Annotated in this window: 17 protein-coding genes; 13 read left to right on the forward strand and 4 right to left on the reverse strand. The window is 64.4% G+C overall.

Going from position 1 to position 19,423, the window contains the following annotated elements; all coding sequences use genetic code 11:
* Window positions 1–16: 16 nt before the first annotated feature.
* The 6 genes from PF66_RS23675 (at window position 17) to PF66_RS23700 (ending at window position 7,898) form a co-directional block, all read left to right on the forward strand.
* Window positions 17–2,482, forward strand: coding sequence for a TonB-dependent receptor plug domain-containing protein (locus PF66_RS23675; RefSeq protein ID WP_054063981.1), 2,466 nt, complete (start codon window positions 17–19; stop codon window positions 2,480–2,482).
* The gene (locus tag PF66_RS23680) at window positions 2,482–3,450 is read left to right on the forward strand and encodes an aliphatic sulfonate ABC transporter substrate-binding protein (protein ID WP_239688158.1); all 969 of its coding nucleotides are present in this window, start codon (window positions 2,482–2,484) and stop codon (window positions 3,448–3,450) included. The genes PF66_RS23675 and PF66_RS23680 overlap by 1 nt, the downstream gene beginning before the upstream one ends.
* 10 nt (window positions 3,451–3,460) lie before the next feature.
* Window positions 3,461–4,231 (forward strand): 2OG-Fe(II) oxygenase, encoded by a 771-nt coding sequence (locus PF66_RS23685; RefSeq protein ID WP_054061370.1) that lies wholly within the window; start codon window positions 3,461–3,463, stop codon window positions 4,229–4,231.
* 4 nt (window positions 4,232–4,235) lie between these two features.
* Window positions 4,236–4,985: a tRNA-dependent cyclodipeptide synthase gene (locus PF66_RS23690; RefSeq protein ID WP_054061371.1), complete on the forward strand. Its 750-nt coding sequence runs from the start codon at window positions 4,236–4,238 to the stop codon at window positions 4,983–4,985.
* Window positions 4,986–5,149: 164 nt separating this feature from the next.
* Window positions 5,150–6,571 (forward strand): MFS transporter, encoded by a 1,422-nt coding sequence (locus PF66_RS23695; protein ID WP_054063982.1) that lies wholly within the window; start codon window positions 5,150–5,152, stop codon window positions 6,569–6,571.
* Window positions 6,564–7,898 carry an LLM class flavin-dependent oxidoreductase gene (locus PF66_RS23700; protein WP_054063983.1) on the forward strand — a complete coding sequence of 445 codons (1,335 nt, stop codon included), beginning with the start codon at window positions 6,564–6,566 and terminating at the stop codon, window positions 7,896–7,898. The genes PF66_RS23695 and PF66_RS23700 overlap by 8 nt, the downstream gene beginning before the upstream one ends.
* Window positions 7,899–7,940: 42 nt before the next feature.
* On the opposite strand, the gene PF66_RS23705 is transcribed toward PF66_RS23700, so the two are convergent.
* Window positions 7,941–8,945 (reverse strand): DUF4917 family protein, encoded by a 1,005-nt coding sequence (locus tag PF66_RS23705; RefSeq protein WP_054063984.1) that lies wholly within the window; start codon window positions 8,943–8,945, stop codon window positions 7,941–7,943.
* Between the two features lie 154 nt (window positions 8,946–9,099).
* Here PF66_RS23705 and yiaY point away from each other — a divergent pair, with 154 nt between their 5' ends.
* Window positions 9,100–10,248, forward strand: coding sequence for an L-threonine dehydrogenase (yiaY, locus tag PF66_RS23710; protein ID WP_054063985.1), 1,149 nt, complete (start codon window positions 9,100–9,102; stop codon window positions 10,246–10,248).
* Window positions 10,249–10,333: 85 nt separating this feature from the next.
* On the opposite strand, the gene PF66_RS23715 is transcribed toward yiaY, so the two are convergent.
* Window positions 10,334–10,828: a DMT family transporter gene (locus PF66_RS23715; RefSeq protein ID WP_054063986.1), complete on the reverse strand. Its 495-nt coding sequence runs from the start codon at window positions 10,826–10,828 to the stop codon at window positions 10,334–10,336.
* Window positions 10,829–10,931: 103 nt separating this feature from the next.
* Between PF66_RS23715 and PF66_RS23720 the strand changes: the two genes are divergently transcribed.
* Window positions 10,932–11,846, forward strand: coding sequence for a LysR substrate-binding domain-containing protein (locus PF66_RS23720; RefSeq protein ID WP_054063987.1), 915 nt, complete (start codon window positions 10,932–10,934; stop codon window positions 11,844–11,846).
* Window positions 11,847–11,924: 78 nt separating this feature from the next.
* On the opposite strand, the gene PF66_RS23725 is transcribed toward PF66_RS23720, so the two are convergent.
* Complete coding sequence (locus PF66_RS23725; protein ID WP_054057263.1) at window positions 11,925–13,448, reverse strand: fumarate hydratase; 1,524 nt, start codon at window positions 13,446–13,448, stop codon at window positions 11,925–11,927.
* Between the two features lie 330 nt (window positions 13,449–13,778).
* On the opposite strand from PF66_RS23725, the gene PF66_RS23730 reads away from it, so the two are divergent.
* The 3 genes from PF66_RS23730 to PF66_RS23740 are packed head-to-tail and all read left to right on the forward strand — an operon-like array spanning window position 13,779 to window position 16,625.
* Window positions 13,779–14,885: a GGDEF domain-containing protein gene (locus PF66_RS23730; protein ID WP_054063988.1), complete on the forward strand. Its 1,107-nt coding sequence runs from the start codon at window positions 13,779–13,781 to the stop codon at window positions 14,883–14,885.
* Complete coding sequence (locus tag PF66_RS23735) at window positions 14,878–15,816, forward strand: iron-sulfur-binding ferredoxin reductase (RefSeq protein ID WP_054057265.1); 939 nt, start codon at window positions 14,878–14,880, stop codon at window positions 15,814–15,816. Before PF66_RS23730 ends, PF66_RS23735 begins: the two co-directional genes overlap by 8 nt.
* A gap of 59 nt (window positions 15,817–15,875) precedes the next feature.
* Window positions 15,876–16,625: an enoyl-CoA hydratase-related protein gene (locus tag PF66_RS23740; protein WP_054057266.1), complete on the forward strand. Its 750-nt coding sequence runs from the start codon at window positions 15,876–15,878 to the stop codon at window positions 16,623–16,625.
* A gap of 171 nt (window positions 16,626–16,796) precedes the next feature.
* Here PF66_RS23740 and pyk read toward each other — a convergent pair whose 3' ends face one another.
* The gene (gene pyk, locus PF66_RS23745; protein ID WP_054057267.1) at window positions 16,797–18,248 is read right to left on the reverse strand and encodes a pyruvate kinase; all 1,452 of its coding nucleotides are present in this window, start codon (window positions 18,246–18,248) and stop codon (window positions 16,797–16,799) included.
* 172 nt (window positions 18,249–18,420) lie between these two features.
* Here pyk and PF66_RS23750 point away from each other — a divergent pair, with 172 nt between their 5' ends.
* On the forward strand, window positions 18,421–18,795 hold the full coding sequence (locus PF66_RS23750) for a tetratricopeptide repeat protein (RefSeq protein WP_054057268.1): 375 nt from the start codon (window positions 18,421–18,423) through the stop codon (window positions 18,793–18,795).
* A gap of 225 nt (window positions 18,796–19,020) precedes the next feature.
* On the forward strand, window positions 19,021–19,380 hold the full coding sequence (locus tag PF66_RS23755; protein WP_054057269.1) for a PilZ domain-containing protein: 360 nt from the start codon (window positions 19,021–19,023) through the stop codon (window positions 19,378–19,380).
* The last annotated feature ends 43 nt before the right edge of the window (window positions 19,381–19,423 follow it).

The raw sequence follows: 19,423 nt of genomic DNA on the forward strand, positions 1-19,423 counted from the left end.
GAAGGATATTCGAGTCATGGTTTCCAGTTCTTTTGGCAACACCCGCCTTGCCGCGCCGTTCGGCGCCGCGCTGCTCAGCCTGGCGACGTCCCAGGCGCTGTTCGCCGCTGATCCGACCCTCGACACCGTGGTCGTCACCGGGGTGCGCGGCAGCCAGCAGCGTACGGTCACCGACAGCCCGGCACCGATCGACGTGATCAGCGGCGAGCAACTGCGCACCATCGGCCAGAACGGCCTGAAGGAGATGCTCGGGCGCCTGCTGCCCTCGTTCAACGTCCCGACCATCAATGGCGGCGGCACCGCCTTCCTGGTCCGCGGCGTGAGCATGCGCGGCCTGGGCGGCGACCAGGTGCTGATCCTGGTCAACGGCAAGCGCCGGCACAACTCGGCGCTGATCAACAACGGCGCGCGGGTCGGCAACGCCTCGGTGCCGGTCGACCTCGACCTGATTCCCACCGCCTCCATCGAACGCATCGAAGTGCTGCGCGACGGTGCGGCAGCGCAGTATGGTTCGGATGCGATCGCCGGGGTGATCAACATCATTCTCAAGCGCAACGCCGACGGCCTCACTTCCGACACCACCGTGGGCCAGTACTACGACGGTGACGGTGCCACCGGCCACGAAGCGGTCAACTGGGGGACGACCCTCGGCGAGAACGGCGGCTTTTTCAATCTGTCGTTCGACGGCAAGCTCCAGGAACCCTACGAGCGCGCCGCCGCCGCCAGCGGCCAGTTGTACTTCAATCAGGCTGACGGCTCGCCCGATCCGCGGGAAAGCAACCGGCACGGCTGGGGCGGCGAGTACGGCCTGGGTCGTGACCGCACCAGCAGCCTGGCCTACAACCTGGAGCTGCCGCTGGAGAACGACCTCAAGCTGTACTCGTTTTCCACCCTCAGCTACCGCAACAGCAACAAGGACCTCGGCCACCGCCGGCCGACCGACATTACCAGCCTGGCCGGCATTCCCGGCGCACCGTACCCCGACGGCGGCCAGGCCCGGCGCGAGATCCACGAGGTCGACTTCCAGATCGCCGGTGGTGCCAAGGGCCTGGTCGGTGACTGGGACTGGGACCTGAGCAGCACCTACGGCAAGGATCGCGCGGTACTGGATACGGCCAACAACCTGAACATCTCCAACGGCCCCTACAGCCAGCATGACTTCCACCTGGGCAACCTGATCTTCGACCAGTGGACCACCAACCTGGACTTCAGTCGCGCGCTGGACATCGGCTGGAGCAGCCCGCTGGAAACCTCCTTCGGCATCGAGCACCGCTGGGAGAAGTATGCCCTGGAGGAAGGCGAACCGAACGCCTACAACTTTGGCAGCTACGTGCCGACCACCGGACCGTTTGCCGGCCGGGTGCCGGACCCGGGGCTGTTCTCGGTCAACGGCACGACCCCGGAAGACGCCTATTCGTTGCAGCGTCACAGCGATGCGGCCTATATCGACCTGGGCCTGAACATCACGTCCAAGTGGTATGTGGGCGCAGCCGCCCGTTACGAGAAGTACAACCTCGGGGTGGGTGAAACCGCCAGCGGCAAGCTCACCACCCGCTACGAGTTCCTGCCGGGTTATGCCGTGCGGGCGGCGGTCAGTAATGGCTTCCGGGCTCCGTCCCTGGCCCAGAGCGTGTTCTCCACCACCAGTACCGTGACCCAGTTCACCAGCGGCAGCACCACCAACGTGCGCACCAAGCAGATGCGTCCGGACTCGCCCGAAGGCCGTGCGCTGGGGGCCAAGGACCTGGAGCCGGAAACCTCGCGCAACTACAGCATCGGCCTGACCGCCGAGCCGGCGGAGCGCCTGCGCTTGACGGCGGACTTCTACCTGATCGACATCGACAAGCGGATCCTGCAGACCGGCATCCTCAGCGGCCCGGCGGTCTCGCAGATCCTGGTCAACAACGGCCTGTCGCCGAACCTGGCCGGGCAGTACTACGCCAACGCCGCCGACACCCGGACCAAGGGGCTCGATGTGGTGGCGGACTACAGCCAATCCTTCGGCGAGTACGGTGCGGCGAAGTGGAGCGTGGCCTACAACCGCAACAAGACCACCATCCGCAGCCTTGCCGACACCCCGGCGGCGCTGGCCAGCCTGGGCTCGCAGTACGTGCTGTTCGACCGCCAGCAACAGATCGACCTGACCAAGGCGACGCCCAAGGACAAATGGATCCTGTCCGGCAACTACAAGCTCGGCAACTGGACCACCAACCTGCAACTGACCCGTTTCGGCGAGTACACCGAGGGCGCGAACAAACCCTCGGACGACCGCACCTACAGCGCCAAGTGGATCACCGACCTGGACGTGGCCTATGACGTGAATCAGAACCTGACGGTGGCGGTGGGGGCGAACAACCTGTTCGACGTGTACCCGGACAAGATCGGCCTCAAGGCCTGGGCCGGCACCTACGAGTACGGCATGTTTTCGCCGTACGGGCTGGGTGGCGGGTACTACTACAGCCGTATCAGCCTGGCGTTCTGATGATGAATCTGCGCGCCGATACACGGTTGGCCGGCTTGCTGGCGGTGCTGCTGCTCTGCGGCGCGACCCAGGCCGCCGAACCGCTGCGGGTCTCCAGCCAGAAGCAGTCGCTGAAGATCCTGCTGCAGGCGGCCGGCGAACTGGACAACCTGCCGTACCCGATCGAGTTCGCCTCGTTCGCCGCTGCCGCGCCTACCGCCGAAGCCCTGGCGGCCGGCGCGGTGGACCTCGGTAGCCTGGGGGATGCGCCGTTCGTGTTCGCCACCGCGGCCGGCGCGCCGCTGAAAACCGTCGGGGTGATCAAGGTCAACGTCACCCCGACTGCCGTGGCCATCGTGGTCAGGGACGACTCGCCGCTCAAGGACGCCGCCGATCTCAAGGGCCGGCGCATCACCACCACCCGCGGTTCCATCGGTCATTTCCTGGCCCTGGCGGCGCTGCGTTCGGCGGGGCTGCACGCGGGCGATGCGCAGTTCATCTTCCTCGCCCCGGGCGAGTCGCGGACCTTGCTCGCCAACGGCCAGGCCGATGCCTGGTCGACCTGGGACCCCTATACCAGCATGGTCCGGCTCGAAGGCGGCACGCGGGTGCTGGTCAGTGGTGCCGGGCTGTTCGCCGGGCACATGCTGCTGGTGGCCAATGACGCGGCGATTCGCGACAAGCCGGCGCAGATCGACGACTTCCTGCGTCGCCTGGCCCGTGCCTACGACTGGGCCAATGCCCACCAGCAAGGCTTTTCCGCGATCCAGGCCGGCTATAGCGGCCTGCCGCTGGAAATCCACGAACGTTCCAATCGCTTCGCCCAGGCCCATCGCATCGATGTCGGGCCGACGGTGATCGACGACGTGCAACACACCGCCGACCTGTATCGGGAGGAGGGCGTCATTCAGGCCGCATTCAAGGCCGACCAGCATTTCGATCAACGCTTCAACACGTCTGTATCCAGTCCATCACTTTCAGGGAATTGAAGGGGGTTTCATGTTTACCGTGACCACTGCCGAACAGCTCGAGGCCCGACATATCGTCGATGTCGTGGAGAAACGCTCCTATGGTGTCCAGCTCAAGGGCTTCTGCCCGCCGGACACCCTGCAACTGGCCAGGGACAAGCTCGCCGGTCTCAAGAGTGCCTTCAGTGGGCAGAACGAGTTCGTCCGGGTCGGCAAGGCCTATATCGAGATCGACGACGAGCAGAGCAGGGCCGAGTACCACGCGCTGGCGCTGCCCAACATCCGTAGGATCCGCAACCTGTTCCGGCCGTTGGCCTCGCCCATCGACGAACTGCGCCTGCTGCTGGATGAGGTCTGGCCCAGCGGTGCGCACCTGCTGCAGGTCGAGGGGCAGAAATGCTTCGTCGGCATTGCCCGTTTCCAGGGCTCGGGGGTCGACCTCACGCCGCATACCGACGACCTGGAACGCAACACGCCGCCGGGGCATGGCCGGCAATTGCTGAGCCAACTGTCCACCAACATCTACCTGCAGATCCCCGAGGACGGTGGCGAGCTGGAGATCTGGGGCATCGAGCCCGACGAGGAGGAGTACAGGCGCCTGCGTGGCGAACGTGCCTACGGCATCGAGCGCCACCTGCTGCCACCGCCGGATTTCGTGGTCAAGCCGGAACCCGGCGACCTGATCCTGCTCAACCCGCGGCTGATCCATGCGGTGCGCCCGTCGGCCACCAGTACACGGATCACCCTCGGCGTCTTTATCGGTTACTACGGCGAAAACCAGCCTTTGGCCTACTGGAGCTAAACCCATGAGCACTGTGCAAGAGATCAACCTCAAGGCGTATTTCAACAAGGGCGGCGAAGAGCATGAGTTCGACGGCAAGCGCGTGGTGCTGGCGGTCAGCGTCGGCCAGGAGTACCACGAGGACCAGAAACTGCGTTCCACCATCCACCTGATCAACCAGTCCGGCTTCAGCCATGTGAAGGTGGTGGTGGCCGACACCCTGCAGCGCCACAACAAGCACGGCAAGTCGCCGGGCGAGGCGCTGTCGGCATCGATCCGCGATGGCGATGCCTGGCTGGCCCGCAACCAGGGCATTCTCGACGGCTTGCGGGTGCCGTATCACGTCACCCGCTGGAACCAGGAACTGGCCAGTGACCGCTATGCCGAACTGCGCCAGCAACTGGACGAGGTCTACCGGACCCGCGAGGAACTGCGCGCGGCCATCGACGAGACCATCGGCGTGTTCACCGAGCGATTGCGCCTGCGTGACGAACACGCCGACCTTGAAAAGGCCGCGGCCCAGTGCCGCGAATACATTCTCGAAGAGATCCCGATCATCCTGCCGCTGTGGGCGGATGAGGGTTATCACTATGTGCTGTACCCGCAGCAGATGACGGCGGCGATGGCGACCAGCCGCGACCTGCTGATCGCCCCCCACAGCCCGGACCGGGTGCGCTGGTTGCCGCTGAAGTTCAAGAAACGCGGGATTCCGATTCCGTTCACCTTGCCGGGGATCGTGCATCCGAACTGGTCCAGTAGCGCGATTGCCATTTGAGTCCTGGTGTGGGGACCGTGCGGGCCTCTTCGCGGGCAAGCCCGGCTCCTACAGGTTGGCGTCGTACATGAGGCTTGCGTACGCACTGGCCTGCAGGAGCCGGGCTTGTCCGCGAAGGCATCGACAAGGTCTCCCGATATTCAACTGAAAAAAGGAGTTTCCCCATGGGCGTTTTTGCGCAACAGCAACGCAAATGGTGGGCATTGCTCGGCGTGAGCATTGCCAGTTTTCTCGGCTGCGTCGATTTCACCATCGTCAACACCGCGCTGCCGGCCCTGCAGGCCGATCTCCAGGCATCGGTGGACAGCCTGCAATGGGTGATCAACGGATTCATCCTGGCGCTGTCGAGTTTCATGGTGCTGGTGGGCCGGCTGGCCGACCTGCACGGGCGCAAGCGGGTGCTGTTCATCGGCTTGAGCGTATTCGGGCTGGCCTCCCTGGGGGCCGGGCTGGCCAGTGACATCGATCTGCTGATCGCCGCGCGGATCCTCCAGGGCGCCGCCTGTGCGGTGCTCTACACCGCCTCGGGGGCGATCGTCGCCAATACTTTCGACAGTACCGAGCAGGGCAAGGCCTTCGGCATTCTGTTCGGGGTCAACGGGGTGGGACTGGCGGTGGGACCGGTGCTCGGCGGGCTGATCACCAGCGCCTTCGGTTGGCAGTGGATCTTCCTGATCAACGTGCCCTTCGTCCTGCTGAGCCTGGGCATCAGCGGTTTCAGCGTCAGCGAATCGCGTTCGCAGGAGGAGGGCGCCCGGCTCGACTGGTTCGGCGCGGCACTGCTGCTGATCGGCCTGCCGAGTCTGGTCCTGGTGATCGTCCAGGGCGCGGCCTGGGGCTGGAGTTCGCCCCTGACCCTGGGGCTGATCGCCCTGGCGGTGCTGGCGCTGGCGGCCTTCGTCGCGGTGGAGAAACGCGTGGCGGCACCGATCATCGACCTGCAGTTGTTCGCCAACCGGCGCTTCGTCGCCGGGGTGGTCGCCAGTTTCAGCCTGGCGGTGTTCTACTGCGTGGCCTTTTTCGTCATGCCGCTGTACCTGGCGCTGGTCCGTGGTGAAAGCGTGCAGGCCAGCGGTCTGTTGCTGTTGCCGACGACGCTGGGCGTGGCGGTGCTGTCGCCAGTGGTGGGGCGGCTGGTGGACAGGAAAGGCCCGGCGTTGCTGATCAAGGCCGGGCTGTCGCTGTTCCTGCTCTCGGCGCTGCTGCAGGCCGGGTTCGACCGGCAGACGTCGCTGGCCTACCTGTTGGCCGCATTCGTGGTCATGGGCCTGGGGTGGGCCAGCATTCTCGGCCCGTCGACGGTTTTGGGCATTTCCTCGGTGCCGCAGAACGTCTCGTCGGTGGCCATGGGTTCGCTGATGACCCTGCACAATATCGGCGGCGGCCTCGGGCTGGCGCTCGGGGTAGGCATCTACCACGCTTTTTCCGGGCAGCCGCTGGATGACGTGCAAGGCGCCTTTATCCAGGGTTATCGTGCGGTGATGCTGTTCCTCGCACTGGTGGTACTGGCCGGTTGGGTGCTGGTCAGCGGCCTGTTGCGGGTGCCGGCGGCGCGGGCGCTGGCCGAGGGTTCCAGCCGTGGCTAGACGAGCCGGGCAGATTCGCCTTGGCGGGTTTCTGTCGGGCTCCGGTGCCCATGGCGCCAGTTGGCGGCATCCCGAGGCGGATGCCGATGCCTCGCTGAACGTGCAGCGCTATGTCGACTATGCCCAGGCCCTGGAGCGTGGGCGCTTCGATGCGCTGTTCCTCAACGACAACGTGGCGGTCGGCAGCCTCGATCCGCAGGTCCTGGCCCGCAGCTCCCACAGCCTGCGCTGGGACCCGCTGACCCTGTTGCCGGCGCTGGCGATGACCACCCGGCATATCGGCCTGGTCGCCACGGCCAACACCAGCTACAACGCGCCCTACAACCTCGCGCGGACCTTCGCCTCGCTGGATCACCTGTCTGGCGGCCGGGCCGGCTGGAACCTGGTGACGGCGCTGATCGGCGGCGAGAACTTCAATCGTGACGAACACCTGGAGCACGCCGAGCGTTACCAGCGGGCACAGGAGTTCTTCGATGTGGTCAGCGGGCTGTGGGACAGTTGGGCCGACGATGCCTTCGTGCGGGACAAGGCTTCGGGGATCTGGCTCGATGTAACGAAAATGCGGGTGCTGGAGCATCAGGGCCGGCACTTCCAGGTGTACGGGCCGCTGAATGCACCACGGCCGTTGCAAGGCTGGCCGGTGATTGCCCAGGCCGGCTCATCCGAGGCCGGCCGCGAGCTGGCGGCGCGGACGGCGGAGCTGGTGTTCACTGCCCAGCAGACGCTGGAGCAAGGGCAGGCGTTCTGCACCGATCTGAGGAATCGTCTGGCGCGTTACGGACGTGATGAGGCGGCGTTGAAGATTTTCCCCGGCATTGCGCCGACGATCGGGCGTACCCTCAGTGAGGCCGAGGAGAAGTACCAGGCCCTGCAGGAACTGCTCGATCCGCAGGCGCAGCTCAAGGGTCTGTCCTATCTGCTCGATCTGGGCCTCGATCTTTCGGCATTGCCGTTGGATGCCCCGGTGCCGTTGCCGGAGCAGTTGCCGTCGACCGAGCGGCACAAGAGCCGCCAGCAGTTGGTCATCGAGTTGATCCGCCGCGAGCGGCCGACCGTGGCGCAACTGCTGCGCAGCCTGTCGGCCAGTGGGCACAAGGTGCTGGTGGGAACGCCGGCGCAGATCGTCGACGAACTGGCCGCCTGGTACGAGGCCGAGGCCGCCGATGGCTTCAATGTGCTGTTCACCCATCTGCCGGGGGCCATCGACGATTTTGTCGAGCTAGTGGTGCCGCAGTTGCAGCGGGTGGGATTGTTCCGCCGTGAATACGAGGGCCGCAGCCTGAGGGAAAACCTTGGATTGCGGCGGGTGGCGAACCGGTACTTCTGAGGTTCACTGCAGTTTCTGGTGGGGCCGGCACAAGCCCTGACTTCAAGCCTCGGGCGTGACCAGCAACTCCGGGCAGCCCAGCGGATGGCTCTTGGCGTCGAAGAAACGCAAGACCACGTTGTGACCGACGAACAGCTTCGCGTAGTGGCGTTTCTGGTGCTGGATGAACGCCTTGCTGCGCGGGTAGATCGAGATCGCCAGGGTCTGGATGCCGGCGTCTTGCACGGCCTGGACGATGTGCCGGTCCTGTTCGCCCAGGCTGTGGCCGAAGATGCACAGGGCGCCCTGGTGCTGGCATAGCTGGCCGTAGCAATATGACAGGTAGTCGGAGTTGCGGATCGCCTTGAGCTTGTCCTCGGCATTGCCTTCGCTGACGAACAGCGGCACGTCGCCCAGGGCGTTGACCGCGAAGCTGCCCAGCAGGGTGCTCTCCGAGGACAGCAGCTTGCGTGTGCTGCCATCGATGTTCTTCACCAGGTGCAGGCCGCCGTGCAGGTAGAGGATGCGCGTGCCCTGGGTGTCGGTGTTGCCCAGGTCGAACGTCGCCTCGTCGTTCTGGAACAGGTCCTTGAACGGCTGCGGTGCCTGCATGATCGCCCAGTAGTTGAGCAGGTCGTAGTTGGTGGAGTAGAGCGTGCGGTAGTTGCCCAGTTCGGCGTTGATCCGCGCCAGGTTCTCGGGGCGCACCAGCTTCCAGGGAATGTGCACGCCGCGCACGGCATGGATCAGCGCTTCCTTGATCGCGAAGTAGCGATTGCGCGGCGAGGACGAGCTGATGGACAGGGCGGCGTTGACCTTGATGGTGCTCTTCAGCGCGCTGAGCACCAGCTCGAAACTGCTGGTCTCCAGGGTCTTGAACACCGCCAGTTCGCTCAGCCCCAGCGGGCGGTTCCTGGTGCGCTGGGCGTTCTCGAACAGCGAGTCATAGGAAAAGCCCGGCCACACCGCCAGGCTCGCGCCGTTGCCGATCAACAGCCCGGTGAAGGGCAGGTCGGCACGCACGGCGTTCCAGTCTTCAAGTTCGGCATCAAATTCCTGGAGTTCCATAATCGCTATTCGTCGTCTCAAGGGCAGAAGGTGGACAGGCGGCGACTTTATCACGACCTGACATTGAGCCAGATCAACAACCCTGACGGGCAAGCGGTCGATGCTGTGCTCATCGCGGGGCAGGCAGCCCCGGTCAACGCCAAGAGGATTTGCCATGAGCAGCACATTTTTCATTCCGGCCGTGAATATCATGGGCATCGATTGCCTGGACGAGGCGATGGATGCCATCCGCAACCATGGCTTTCGCAAGGCGTTGATCGTGACCGATGCCGGGCTGGCGAAGGCCGGTGTGGCGGCGCGGATCGCCGAGGCGCTGGCGCTGCGCGATATCGACTCGCTGGTCTTCGACGGGGCCAAGCCCAACCCGAGCATCGCCAACGTGGAGCAGGGCCTGGCCGCGCTCAAGGACGGCAAGTGCGATTTCGTGGTGTCGCTGGGCGGCGGTTCGCCCCATGACTGCGCCAAGGGTATTGCCCTGTGCGCCACCAATGGCGGGCATATCCGTGACTATGAGGGGGTCGATCGCTCGGCCAAGCCGCAGTTGCCGCTGGTGGCGATCAATACCACGGCCGGTACGGCCAGTGAGATGACCCGTTTCTGCATCATTACCGACGAGTCGCGGCATGTGAAGATGGCGATTGTCGATCGCAATGTCACCCCACTGCTGTCGGTCAACGATCCGGCGTTGATGGTCGCCATGCCCAAGGGGCTGACGGCGGCGACCGGGATGGATGCGCTGACCCATGCGGTCGAGGCCTACGTGTCGACGGCGGCGACGCCGATCACCGATGCCTGCGCGATCAAGGCCATCGAGCTGATCAGCGCCAACCTGCGCCTGGCGGTGCGTGACGGTGCCGACCTGAAGGCCCGGGAAAACATGGCCTACGCGCAATTCCTCGCGGGCATGGCGTTCAACAACGCGTCCCTGGGGTATGTGCATGCCATGGCGCACCAGTTGGGCGGTTTCTATGACTTGCCCCATGGCGTGTGCAACGCGGTGCTGTTGCCCCATGTGCAGGCCTTCAATGCCTCGGTCTGTCCGCAGCGGCTGAGCGACGTGGCGAGGGCGCTGGGTGCCGACGTCGCCGGCCTGAGTCCCGAGGAGGGCGCCCAGGCGGCCATTACGGCGATCCGTTCGCTGGCCGGGGACGTGGAAATCCCGGCCGGCCTGCGCGAGCTGGGGGCCAAGCTGCCGGATATTCCGGTGCTGGCGGCCAATGCGCTCAAGGATGCCTGTGGCCTGACCAATCCGCGTTCGGCGGACCAGCGGCAGATCGAGGAGATCTTCCGTAATGCGTTCTAGCCGATAGCACCTCTTCGCGGGCAGCCCGCGCTCACAAGGGAACCGTGCGTTCCATTGTGGGAGCGGGTTCGCCCGCGAAAGCGTTTCAAAGCCGTGCACTGGCCGCCGTGCCAGCGACGATGCCTGGGCCGATCTGAACCGTCAGCACACCGGCGATCAGCAGCAGGGCGCCGACCAGGCGTACGCCGTCGACAGGACGCGCCGCCAGTCCGAACAGGCCGAAATGGTCCAGGATCAGCGAGGCGATGACCTGCCCGGCCAGCGCCAGGGCCACGAAGCCGCCGGCTCCCAGCCGCGGCACCAGCAGCACCGCCAGGGCCACGAAGCCTACGCCGAACACACCGCCGAGCCAGACCCAGGCCGGTGCCTTGCCGGCGAAGGTCAGGTTTGGCAAGGGCAGGCGCAGGGCGAGCATCACCGGCAGCAGCACCGCCAGGCTGACCAGCAGCGAGGCCAGGGTCGCCCACAACGGATGGCCGAGGCCGCGCCCCAGATTGGCGTTGATCGCACTCTGAAAGGGCACGACCGCGCCGGCGATCGCGGCCAGGGCCAGCAGTCCCATTCCACTCAAGGTATTCATGTTCGTTCTCCAACAGGCATCGCCCGGATTGGGCGGTTATTGTCGAGAGAGCATGCTAGGGTATTCGTTGTAAAAATTTAAATTCAAAGAAAGTATCCTGAACATGCACGAGATGAATGATCTTCGTCGTATCGATCTCAACCTGCTGGTGATTCTCGATGCGCTGCTCACCGAGCAGCATGTCACCCGGGCTGCCCAGCGCCTGCACTTGAGCCAGCCGGCGGTCAGCCATGCCCTGGCTCGCCTGCGCGACCTGCTCGGCGACCCGCTGCTGGTGCGGGTCGGTGGCACGCTGGTGCCGACGGCACGGGCCTTGGCGTTGGCCCAGCCGCTGCGCGATACCCTGGAACGGGTGCAGGACCTGCTGGCGCCGCCGGGATTCGATCCGGCCTCGGCCCGCCGTACCTTTCGCCTGGCCATGTCGGATTACGGTGCGGCGATGCTCTTGCCGGGGCTGGTGCCGGTGCTGCGTAGCCAGGCGCCGGGCATCGACCTGCAGATCACCCAGGCCAGTCGCGAAGGCATGCTGGAGTTGCTGCTCAATGGCGATATCGATGCGGCGGCGGGAGTCTTTCCCGACCTGTCGCCGCAACTGCGCAGCGTCCATCTGTTTCGCGAGCGCTATGCCTGCCTGGTGGACCGGGAGAGTGTGGCGGGGGAGGAGGGGCTGGGGCTTCAGGCGTATCTGGCACGGCCCCATGTGTTGCTGGAAATGCGTGGCAGCGGCACCGCGGAAATCGAACGTGCGCTGAGCGCGATCCACCAGCGGCGTCGGGTGGCGATCAGCCTGCCGCACTGGAGCGTGGCGCCGGGACTGATCGCCGGGACGGACCTGATCCTGACCGTGGCCTCGCGCAACCTGCGGGCGATCGATCAGCAGCGGCTGGTAGTTTTGCCGCCGCCGTTCGAGATTCCGGCGTTCGATTTCATCTTTGTCTGGCATCAGCGTCGGGAAGGGGACCCGGCGCTGAAGTGGCTGCGGGAGCAGATGCAGGCGGTTGTGCAGGTGTCCGGCTGAGGTTCTTGCGGGCAAAAAAAACGGCCCGGATCAACCGGGCCGTTTTCGCATCTGCCACTGCACCTGTAGCGAAAGCGCTTACTGCACTTCCACCGCCAGGCTGTCGCTGATCTTCTTCTGCCAGATCGCCGGGCCGGTGATGTGCACCGACTCGCCCTTGGCATCGACGGCGACGGTCACCGGCATATCCTTGACCTCGAACTCGTAGATCGCTTCCATGCCCAGTTCGGCAAAGGCGACGACCTTGGACTTCTTGATCGCCTGGGCCACCAGGTAGGCGGCGCCACCCACGGCCATCAGGTAGACGGCCTTGTGCTCCTTGATCGCCTCGATGGCGGTCGGGCCACGCTCGGACTTGCCGATCATGCCCAGCAGGCCGGTCTGCTCGAGGATCTGCCGGGTGAACTTGTCCATGCGGGTGGCGGTGGTCGGACCGGCTGGGCCGACGACTTCCTCGCGCACCGGATCAACCGGGCCGACGTAGTAGATGAAGCGGCCCTTGAGGTCCACCGGCAGGGTTTCGCCCTTGTTGAGCATTTCGACCATGCGCTTGTGCGCGGCGTCGCGACCGGTGAGCATCTTGCCGTTGAGCAGCACGGTTTCGCCCGGTTTCCAGCTTTGCACTTCTTCCGGCGTCAGGGTGTCGAGGTTGACGCGACGAGCCGACGGGCCGGCTTCCCAGACGATTTCCGGGTAGGCGTCCAGCGGAGGCGCTTCCAGGGCGGCCGGGCCGGAACCGTCGAGCACGAAGTGCGCGTGACGGGTGGCGGCACAGTTGGGGATCATGCACACCGGCAGAGAGGCGGCGTGGGTCGGGTAGTCCATGATCTTCACGTCGAGCACGGTGGTCAGGCCGCCCAGGCCCTGGGCGCCGATGCCCAGCTGGTTGACCTTCTCGAACAGTTCCAGGCGCAGTTCCTCGATGCGGTTCTGCGGGCCGCGGGCCTTGAGTTCGTGGATGTCGATGGATTCCATCAACACTTCCTTGGCCATCACCGCGGCCTTCTCGGCGGTACCGCCGATGCCGATGCCGAGCATGCCCGGTGGGCACCAGCCGGCGCCCATGGTCGGAACGGTCTTGAGCACCCAGTCGACGATCGAGTCGGACGGGTTGAGCATGGCCATCTTCGACTTGTTCTCGGAGCCGCCGCCCTTGGCCGCCACGTCCACTTCCACGGTGTTGCCCGGGACGATGGAGTAGTGGATGACCGCGGGGGTGTTGTCCTTGGTGTTCTTGCGGCTGCCGGCCGGGTCGGCCAGGATCGAGGCGCGCAGGACGTTTTCCGGCAGGTTGTAAGCGCGACGCACGCCTTCGTTGATCATGTCGTCCAGGCTCATGGTGGCGCCATCCCAGCGCACGTCCATGCCGACGCGGACGAACACGGTGACAATACCGGTGTCCTGGCAGATCGGCCGGTGGCCGGTGGCGCACATGCGCGAGTTGATCAGGATCTGCGCCATGGAGTCACGGGCGGCTGGCGACTCTTCCCGCAGGTAGGCCTCATGCATGGCCTGGATGAAATCCACGGGATGGTAGTAGGAAATGAACTGAAGGGCGTCAGCAACGCTCTGTATCAGGTCGTCTTGCTTGATCACGGTCATGGGTCGCGCTCCTCTATGAAGACGGGAACATTTAAGTAAGGTGTTTGCGACCTTTTTGCATCTGGTCTGTCGAAAACATCTTTTGAGGCGGGCCGGGCACGCGGGGCCGGCACAAAAACGGCGCGGCAGTATAACCCGGCCAGCAGCCGGACACATCCGTCAGTGGTCAAACCATGGTCGGGTAGGGGATCGGCACGTGCGTCCAGGTACAGCAAGAACTGTACAAGTTATGAAAATTGAATGGTTATTTTTGATCCGGATCACTAGAGTGGCAAGTGGCCTGTACGGGAAGGATGTCCCATGAGCCCTCAGCGCACGGTGAGTCATAGATTGACCCATAAAGCCATACAGAGTCTTCTACGCAAACGTTTCGCCCTGGCTGCCGCTACCTACGGGCTGGCATTGCTATTGGTCTGGGCGGCGATTTTTGCCGGTTACTACCTGGCCAGCGTGACCCAGGGCCTGGTCACCACCGGCCTCGTGGTCGCCAGCCAGGGTGTGCTCGGCTGGCTGTTCTTCAGCGGCCGCAACCTGCGTTTTCGCGATCCCAGCCTGACCGAGTTCCAGGTATTGCTGGGGCTGGCCTGGCAAACCTGGATGATGGCCAACCTCGAGCAGGCCCGGGGCACTTTCCTAGTGTTCTACCCGCTGATCCTGCTGTTCGGGCTGTTTCATCTGCCGCGTCGCAAATTCGTGCGTTGTGCGGTGCTGGTGTTTTTCAGCTTTGCCGCGCTCAACCTCTGGGAGGGCTACCAGTTCCGCCTGCCCGACCCTGGGCTGGCGGCCTTGCAGGTCGGTGTGCTGTTCGTGGTGCTGGCCTGGTTGTGCCTGTATGCGAGCTACGTGCAGGCCTCGCGCCTGCGCATGCGCCAGCGGCGGTTCGCCCTGCAGGCTCACCAGGACACCTTGCGCGGCATGATGCGCCAGCTGGAAGACCTGGTGGCCACCGACGAACTGACCGGCCTGTACAACCGACGGCATTTCCTGCGCCTGGCGTCCCGTGAGCTGGAGTTGATGGAGCCGGGCACGGTGCATGGCCTGGCGCTGATCGATCTCGATCATTTCAAGCGCATCAATGATGTGCACGGGCATGCGGCCGGCGACCAGGTGTTGCAGGCCTTTGCCGGGGTGGCCGGGGCCTGCGTGCGCGAGGGTGATGTGCTGGCGCGCTACGGTGGAGAAGAATTCGTGCTGCTGCTGCCCAATGCCGATCCCGACCGTCTGACGGCCTGTTGCGAGCGCCTGCGCCTGGCCTTCACCCAGGTCGAACTGGTCGGACTGGCGGTCGGCAACCTGAGCCTGTCGGTGGGCATGACCCTGGTCAGTGAGGACGACGATCTCGACGATGCCCTGCAGAGCGCCGACCAGGCGCTCTATCGCGCCAAGCGGGATGGGCGCAATCGTTGTTGTGCCGCCTGGGAGTTCAGCGATGCCTGAGTTGCGGGTCGGTGAGCGGGCCTGGTCGGTGGCGGCGGGCAGCAATCTGCTCGATGCCCTGAACCAGGCCGGCGTCAGGGTTCCCTACAGCTGCCGTGCCGGGAGTTGCCATGCCTGCCTGGTGCACTGCCTGCAGGGCGAGCCGCAGGACCGTCAGCCCGATGCCCTGGGGGCCGAGCAGCGTGAACGTGGCTGGCGCCTGGCCTGTCAGTGCCAGGTGCATGAGGACTTGTGCCTGGAAGTGTTCGACCCGCTGCGCGACGGTGCCCTGGCCCATATTGCCGGGCTCGACTGGGTGAGCCCGACGGTATTGCGTCTGCGCGTCCTGCCGGAGCGGCCTTTGCGTTATCGCGCCGGCCAGCATCTGGTGTTGTGGACGGCGCAGGGGGTGGCACGTCCCTACTCGCTGGCGAGCCTGCCGCAGGAGGATCGCTGCCTGGAGTTCCACCTCGATTGCCGTCAGCCCGGCGAGTTCTGCGATGCGGCCCGGGGGTTCAGCCAGGGAGAGGCGATTCGTCTGGGCGAGTTGCGTGGTGGTGCCCTGCACTACGATCCCGACTGGCACGCCAGGCCGCTCTGGCTGCTGGCGGCCGGTACCGGCCTGGGGCCATTGTGGGGCGTACTGCGCGAGGCGTTGCGCCAGGGGCATGAGGGACCGATTCGTCTGGTGCACCTGGCCCATGACAGCACTGAGCACTACCTGGCTGCCGAACTGACCGCGCTGGCGGCAAGCCACGCCCCTCTCACGGTCGAATGCCTGAGTGCTGCCGAACTGCCGGAGTTTCTGGCCAAACTGCGGCTTGTCTCCCGACAGACCCTGGCTCTACTCTGTGGTGCCCCCAGCAGTGTCGAGGCCTTTGCCCGGCGTCTGTACCTGGCCGGATTGCCGCGCAACCAGCTGTTGGCGGATGTGTTCCTGCCACGTGGTTGAGTCCCTGTCGGGCGGAACCTGCTTTGCGCGAACGTGGAGCCCATGACAAGAGAGCCGAGATGACTGACGCGATTGTGATAGAGCGCGAAGGTGGCCTGCTGACCCTGCGCCTGAACCGTGCCGACAAGAAGAATGCCCTGACCCGAGCCATGTACGGTCAATTGGGCCAGGCCCTGCAACTGGCCGACGAGGACCCGGCGGTCAGGGCGGTGCTGATTCGTGGTAGCGACGAGTGCTTCACCAGTGGCAACGATATCGCCGACTTCCTCGAGGAGCCGCCTAGCGATCTCGACAGCCCGGTCTTCCATTTCATGCGCAACCTGCTCGATTGCCGCAAGCCGGTGGTCGCTGCCGTGGCAGGGCCCGCAGTGGGGATCGGCACGACCCTGCTGCTGCATTGCGATCTGGTCTATGTCAGCGCCGATGCCCGCTTGCGCATGCCCTTCGTCAATCTCGGGCTGTGCCCCGAGTTCGGTTCCAGCCTGCTGTTGCCACGCCTGGTCGGGCATGCCAAGGCTGCCGAGTTGCTGCTGCTGGGCGAAGGTTTCAGCGGGGAACAGGCGGCGGCCTGGGGGCTGGCGACGGCGGCCTTGCCGAGCGGGGCCGAGGCCTTGCTCAAGGCCAGGGAAGCCGCCTTGCGTTTCGAGCAGTTGGCGCCGTCGGCGGTGCAGGTCAGCAAGGCGTTGATGAAGTCACCGGATCGCGAGCAGTTGCGCCAGGTGGTGGAGGCCGAGGGCAAGCTGTTCGTCCAGCGCCTGCGTTCGCCTGAAGCGATTGCAGCGCTTTCGGGATTCCTGGCCAGGCGCTGAAGCCGGGTGCCGGCCTTGCCTGGTCAGTTCTGCCTGACGCCTGGGCTGCATGAGGCCCGATCAGGATCGGCAGCACAGGAGAAATAGCAAAAGCCTGCAGTGCGTCATTTTCCAGGCATTAAAAAGCCTCGCGGCAGAATGCGGCGAGGCTTTGGTGCAGCGAGAGGTCAATCAGACCAGCGGGTCGCCGACGTGCAGGATCTTCATGCCGTTGGTGCCACCGATGGTGTGGTAGCTGTCGCCCTTGGTCAGGATCACCCAGTCGCCCTGTTCGACCACGCCGCGCTTGAGCAGCTCGTCGACCGCCGCCTGGCTGACCTGCTCGGGCGGCAGCGATGCCGGATCGAACGGTACGGTGTAGACACCCCGGAACAACGCCGCGCGCGCCTGGGTTTCACGGTGCGGGGAGAACGCGTAGATCGGTACGGAGGAACGGATCCGCGACATGATCAACGGCGTGTAGCCGCTTTCGGTCAGGGCGATGATCGCCTTGACGCCCGGGAAGTGGTTGGCCGTGTACATGGCAGCCAGGGCGATGCTCTGGTCGCAGCGTTCGAAGACCTTGCCGATACGGTGGCTGGAAGTCTTGCTGGTCGGGTGCTTTTCCGCACCGGCACAGATACGCGCCATGGCCTGTACCGCTTCGAGCGGATAGGCACCGGCGGCACTCTCGGCCGACAGCATGACGGCGTCGGTGTAGTCCAGCACGGCGTTGGCAACGTCGGACACTTCGGCGCGGGTCGGCATCGGGTTCTGGATCATCGACTCCATCATCTGGGTCGCGACGATCACCGCCTTGTTGTGGCGGCGTGCGTGCAGGATGATCTTCTTCTGGATGCCCACCAGCTCGGCGTCGCCGATTTCCACGCCGAGGTCGCCACGAGCAACCATGACCGCGTCGCTGGCCTGGATCAGACCGTCGAGGGTCTCGTCGTCGGCCACGGCTTCGGCACGCTCGATCTTCGCCACCAGCCAGGCGGTACCGCCGGCTTCGTCGCGCAGCTTGCGGGCGTATTCCATGTCGGCGGCGTCACGGGGGAAGGACACCGCGAGGTAATCCACTTCCATTTCGGCAGCCAGCTTGATGTCGGCCTTGTCCTTGTCGGTCAGGGCCGGAGCGGTCAGGCCACCGCCACGACGGTTGATACCCTTGTGGTCCGACAGCGGGCCACCGACGGTGACGATGCAACGCAGTTCGGTGTCGGTGGCGGTATCGACGCGCATGACCACGCGACCGTCGTCGAGCAGCAGTTCGTCACCTACACCGCAGTCCTTGACCAGGTCCGGGTAGTCGATGCCGACGACCTGCTGGTTGCCTTCGGTCAGCGGATGGCTGGTGGAGAAGGTGAATTGATCACCGATCTTGAGCTCGATACGCTTGTTGGCGAATTTGGCGATACGGATCTTGGGACCCTGCAGGTCACCCAGGAGCGCGACGAAGCGCCCGTGCTTGGCGGCGAGATCGCGGACCAGCTTGGCGCGAGCCTTGTGCTCGTCGGGGGTGCCGTGGGAAAAGTTCAGGCGGGCGACGTCCAGGCCAGCCAGGATCAGCTGTTCCAGAACTTCCGGCGAGTTGCTGGCCGGGCCCAGTGTGGCGACGATTTTTGTACGACGAACGGACATGCAGAGACTCCTGAGTTCAAGCGCAACAAGAGGCTACTATGGTCCCGTGCTGTAGTCATTGTTCATTTGCACTACTTTTCAGCGAAGAAGTTTTTTTCGGATATGTTGTTTGGCGAACATGCTGAAGATTTTCGCCAACGGGTCGATACACTGCCAAGAACAGGAGATACCCATGCGCATTTTGCTCGTTTTAGTCTTGGCAGCCAGTGTCGTCGGTTGCACCCGCTGGTCGATGAACAGCCACCTGAACAATGCCTATCGGTCCTACGATCGTGGCAACTGTGAAGACGTGATGCTGCAGTTGTCCCAGGTGGATCGCGAAAGCCGTACCCGGCCTTATGTGCAGCCGGAAGTCTCGATGTTGCGCGGCCAGTGCCTGGAACGCCAGAAACTGTTCGTCGATGCGGTGCAGACCTATCGTTTCATCATTACCCAGTACCCGTACAGCGAGTATGCCTACCGCGCCCAGGCCCGCCTGGAGACGTTGCGCCAGCTGGGGCATACTGACGCGGCCGTGCCCGCCCAGCCGCGGCCGGCACCGTTGTGATGACAAATGAAATATGAACTGGCTCTCTGCCAGCTTTCAGCTAAAGTTCGGGTGTATGGTTTCAGTTTTATCAATTCGTTTGAGTTGAAAACCATGGCTCGGTAGAGGTTTGTGACGCAGCACAGGGCTGTCGTCGCGCCGAGGCCAAGGGAGAGCGGGGCGGCCAGTCCTGCTCCGAAGCACTAGCGCGGCCATGCTGAATGGTCTTGTATAGCGATTATCAACATGCCTACCGAGCGTCGAATCGAGCGGCACCAATTGCCGTACTTCCTCAGGGTGTTCAACCGTTTCACCGACAGGCCCATTGGCTATCTGGGCAATGTTTCCGACAAGGGGCTGATGTTGATCAGCCAGTTGCCATTGCTGGTGAATGCGGACTTCGAACTGCAATTGAAACTTCCCGGTCCCGACGACACTGTTCAGCTCATTGACCTGAACGCCCGATGCCTGTGGTCGCATGAAGAGGCGACGCCGTGTTATTACGACTCCGGTTTCGTTCTGCACGAGCCGCCCGAGGCGTATTACAAGCTGGTAGAGGCGTTGCAGCACTACTTCAGCTTCTATCCGTTGGAGGCCTCGGCCTAGTGGCCTCGATGCCCAGGCCCGGCCTTAGGCTGTGTACGAAATT

It is taken from the genome of Pseudomonas asplenii (genome assembly GCF_001293465.1).
GTDB classification, from domain to species: Bacteria; Pseudomonadota; Gammaproteobacteria; order Pseudomonadales; family Pseudomonadaceae; genus Aquipseudomonas; species Aquipseudomonas fuscovaginae_B.

Coding starts and splice junctions, on each gene's coding strand:
- PF66_RS23675 (WP_054063981.1), top strand. CDS start 17: ATGGTTTCCAGTTCTTTTGGCAACACCCGCCTTGCCGCGCCGTTCGGC.
- PF66_RS23680 (WP_239688158.1), top strand. CDS start 2,482: ATGATGAATCTGCGCGCCGATACACGGTTGGCCGGCTTGCTGGCGGTG.
- PF66_RS23685 (WP_054061370.1), top strand. CDS start 3,461: ATGTTTACCGTGACCACTGCCGAACAGCTCGAGGCCCGACATATCGTC.
- PF66_RS23690 (WP_054061371.1), top strand. CDS start 4,236: ATGAGCACTGTGCAAGAGATCAACCTCAAGGCGTATTTCAACAAGGGC.
- PF66_RS23695 (WP_054063982.1), top strand. CDS start 5,150: ATGGGCGTTTTTGCGCAACAGCAACGCAAATGGTGGGCATTGCTCGGC.
- PF66_RS23705 (WP_054063984.1), bottom strand. CDS start 8,945: ATGGAACTCCAGGAATTTGATGCCGAACTTGAAGACTGGAACGCCGTG.
- yiaY (WP_054063985.1), top strand. CDS start 9,100: ATGAGCAGCACATTTTTCATTCCGGCCGTGAATATCATGGGCATCGAT.
- PF66_RS23715 (WP_054063986.1), bottom strand. CDS start 10,828: ATGAATACCTTGAGTGGAATGGGACTGCTGGCCCTGGCCGCGATCGCC.
- PF66_RS23720 (WP_054063987.1), top strand. CDS start 10,932: ATGCACGAGATGAATGATCTTCGTCGTATCGATCTCAACCTGCTGGTG.
- PF66_RS23725 (WP_054057263.1), bottom strand. CDS start 13,448: ATGACCGTGATCAAGCAAGACGACCTGATACAGAGCGTTGCTGACGCC.
- PF66_RS23735 (WP_054057265.1), top strand. CDS start 14,878: ATGCCTGAGTTGCGGGTCGGTGAGCGGGCCTGGTCGGTGGCGGCGGGC.
- PF66_RS23740 (WP_054057266.1), top strand. CDS start 15,876: ATGACTGACGCGATTGTGATAGAGCGCGAAGGTGGCCTGCTGACCCTG.
- pyk (WP_054057267.1), bottom strand. CDS start 18,248: ATGTCCGTTCGTCGTACAAAAATCGTCGCCACACTGGGCCCGGCCAGC.
- PF66_RS23750 (WP_054057268.1), top strand. CDS start 18,421: ATGCGCATTTTGCTCGTTTTAGTCTTGGCAGCCAGTGTCGTCGGTTGC.
- PF66_RS23755 (WP_054057269.1), top strand. CDS start 19,021: ATGCCTACCGAGCGTCGAATCGAGCGGCACCAATTGCCGTACTTCCTC.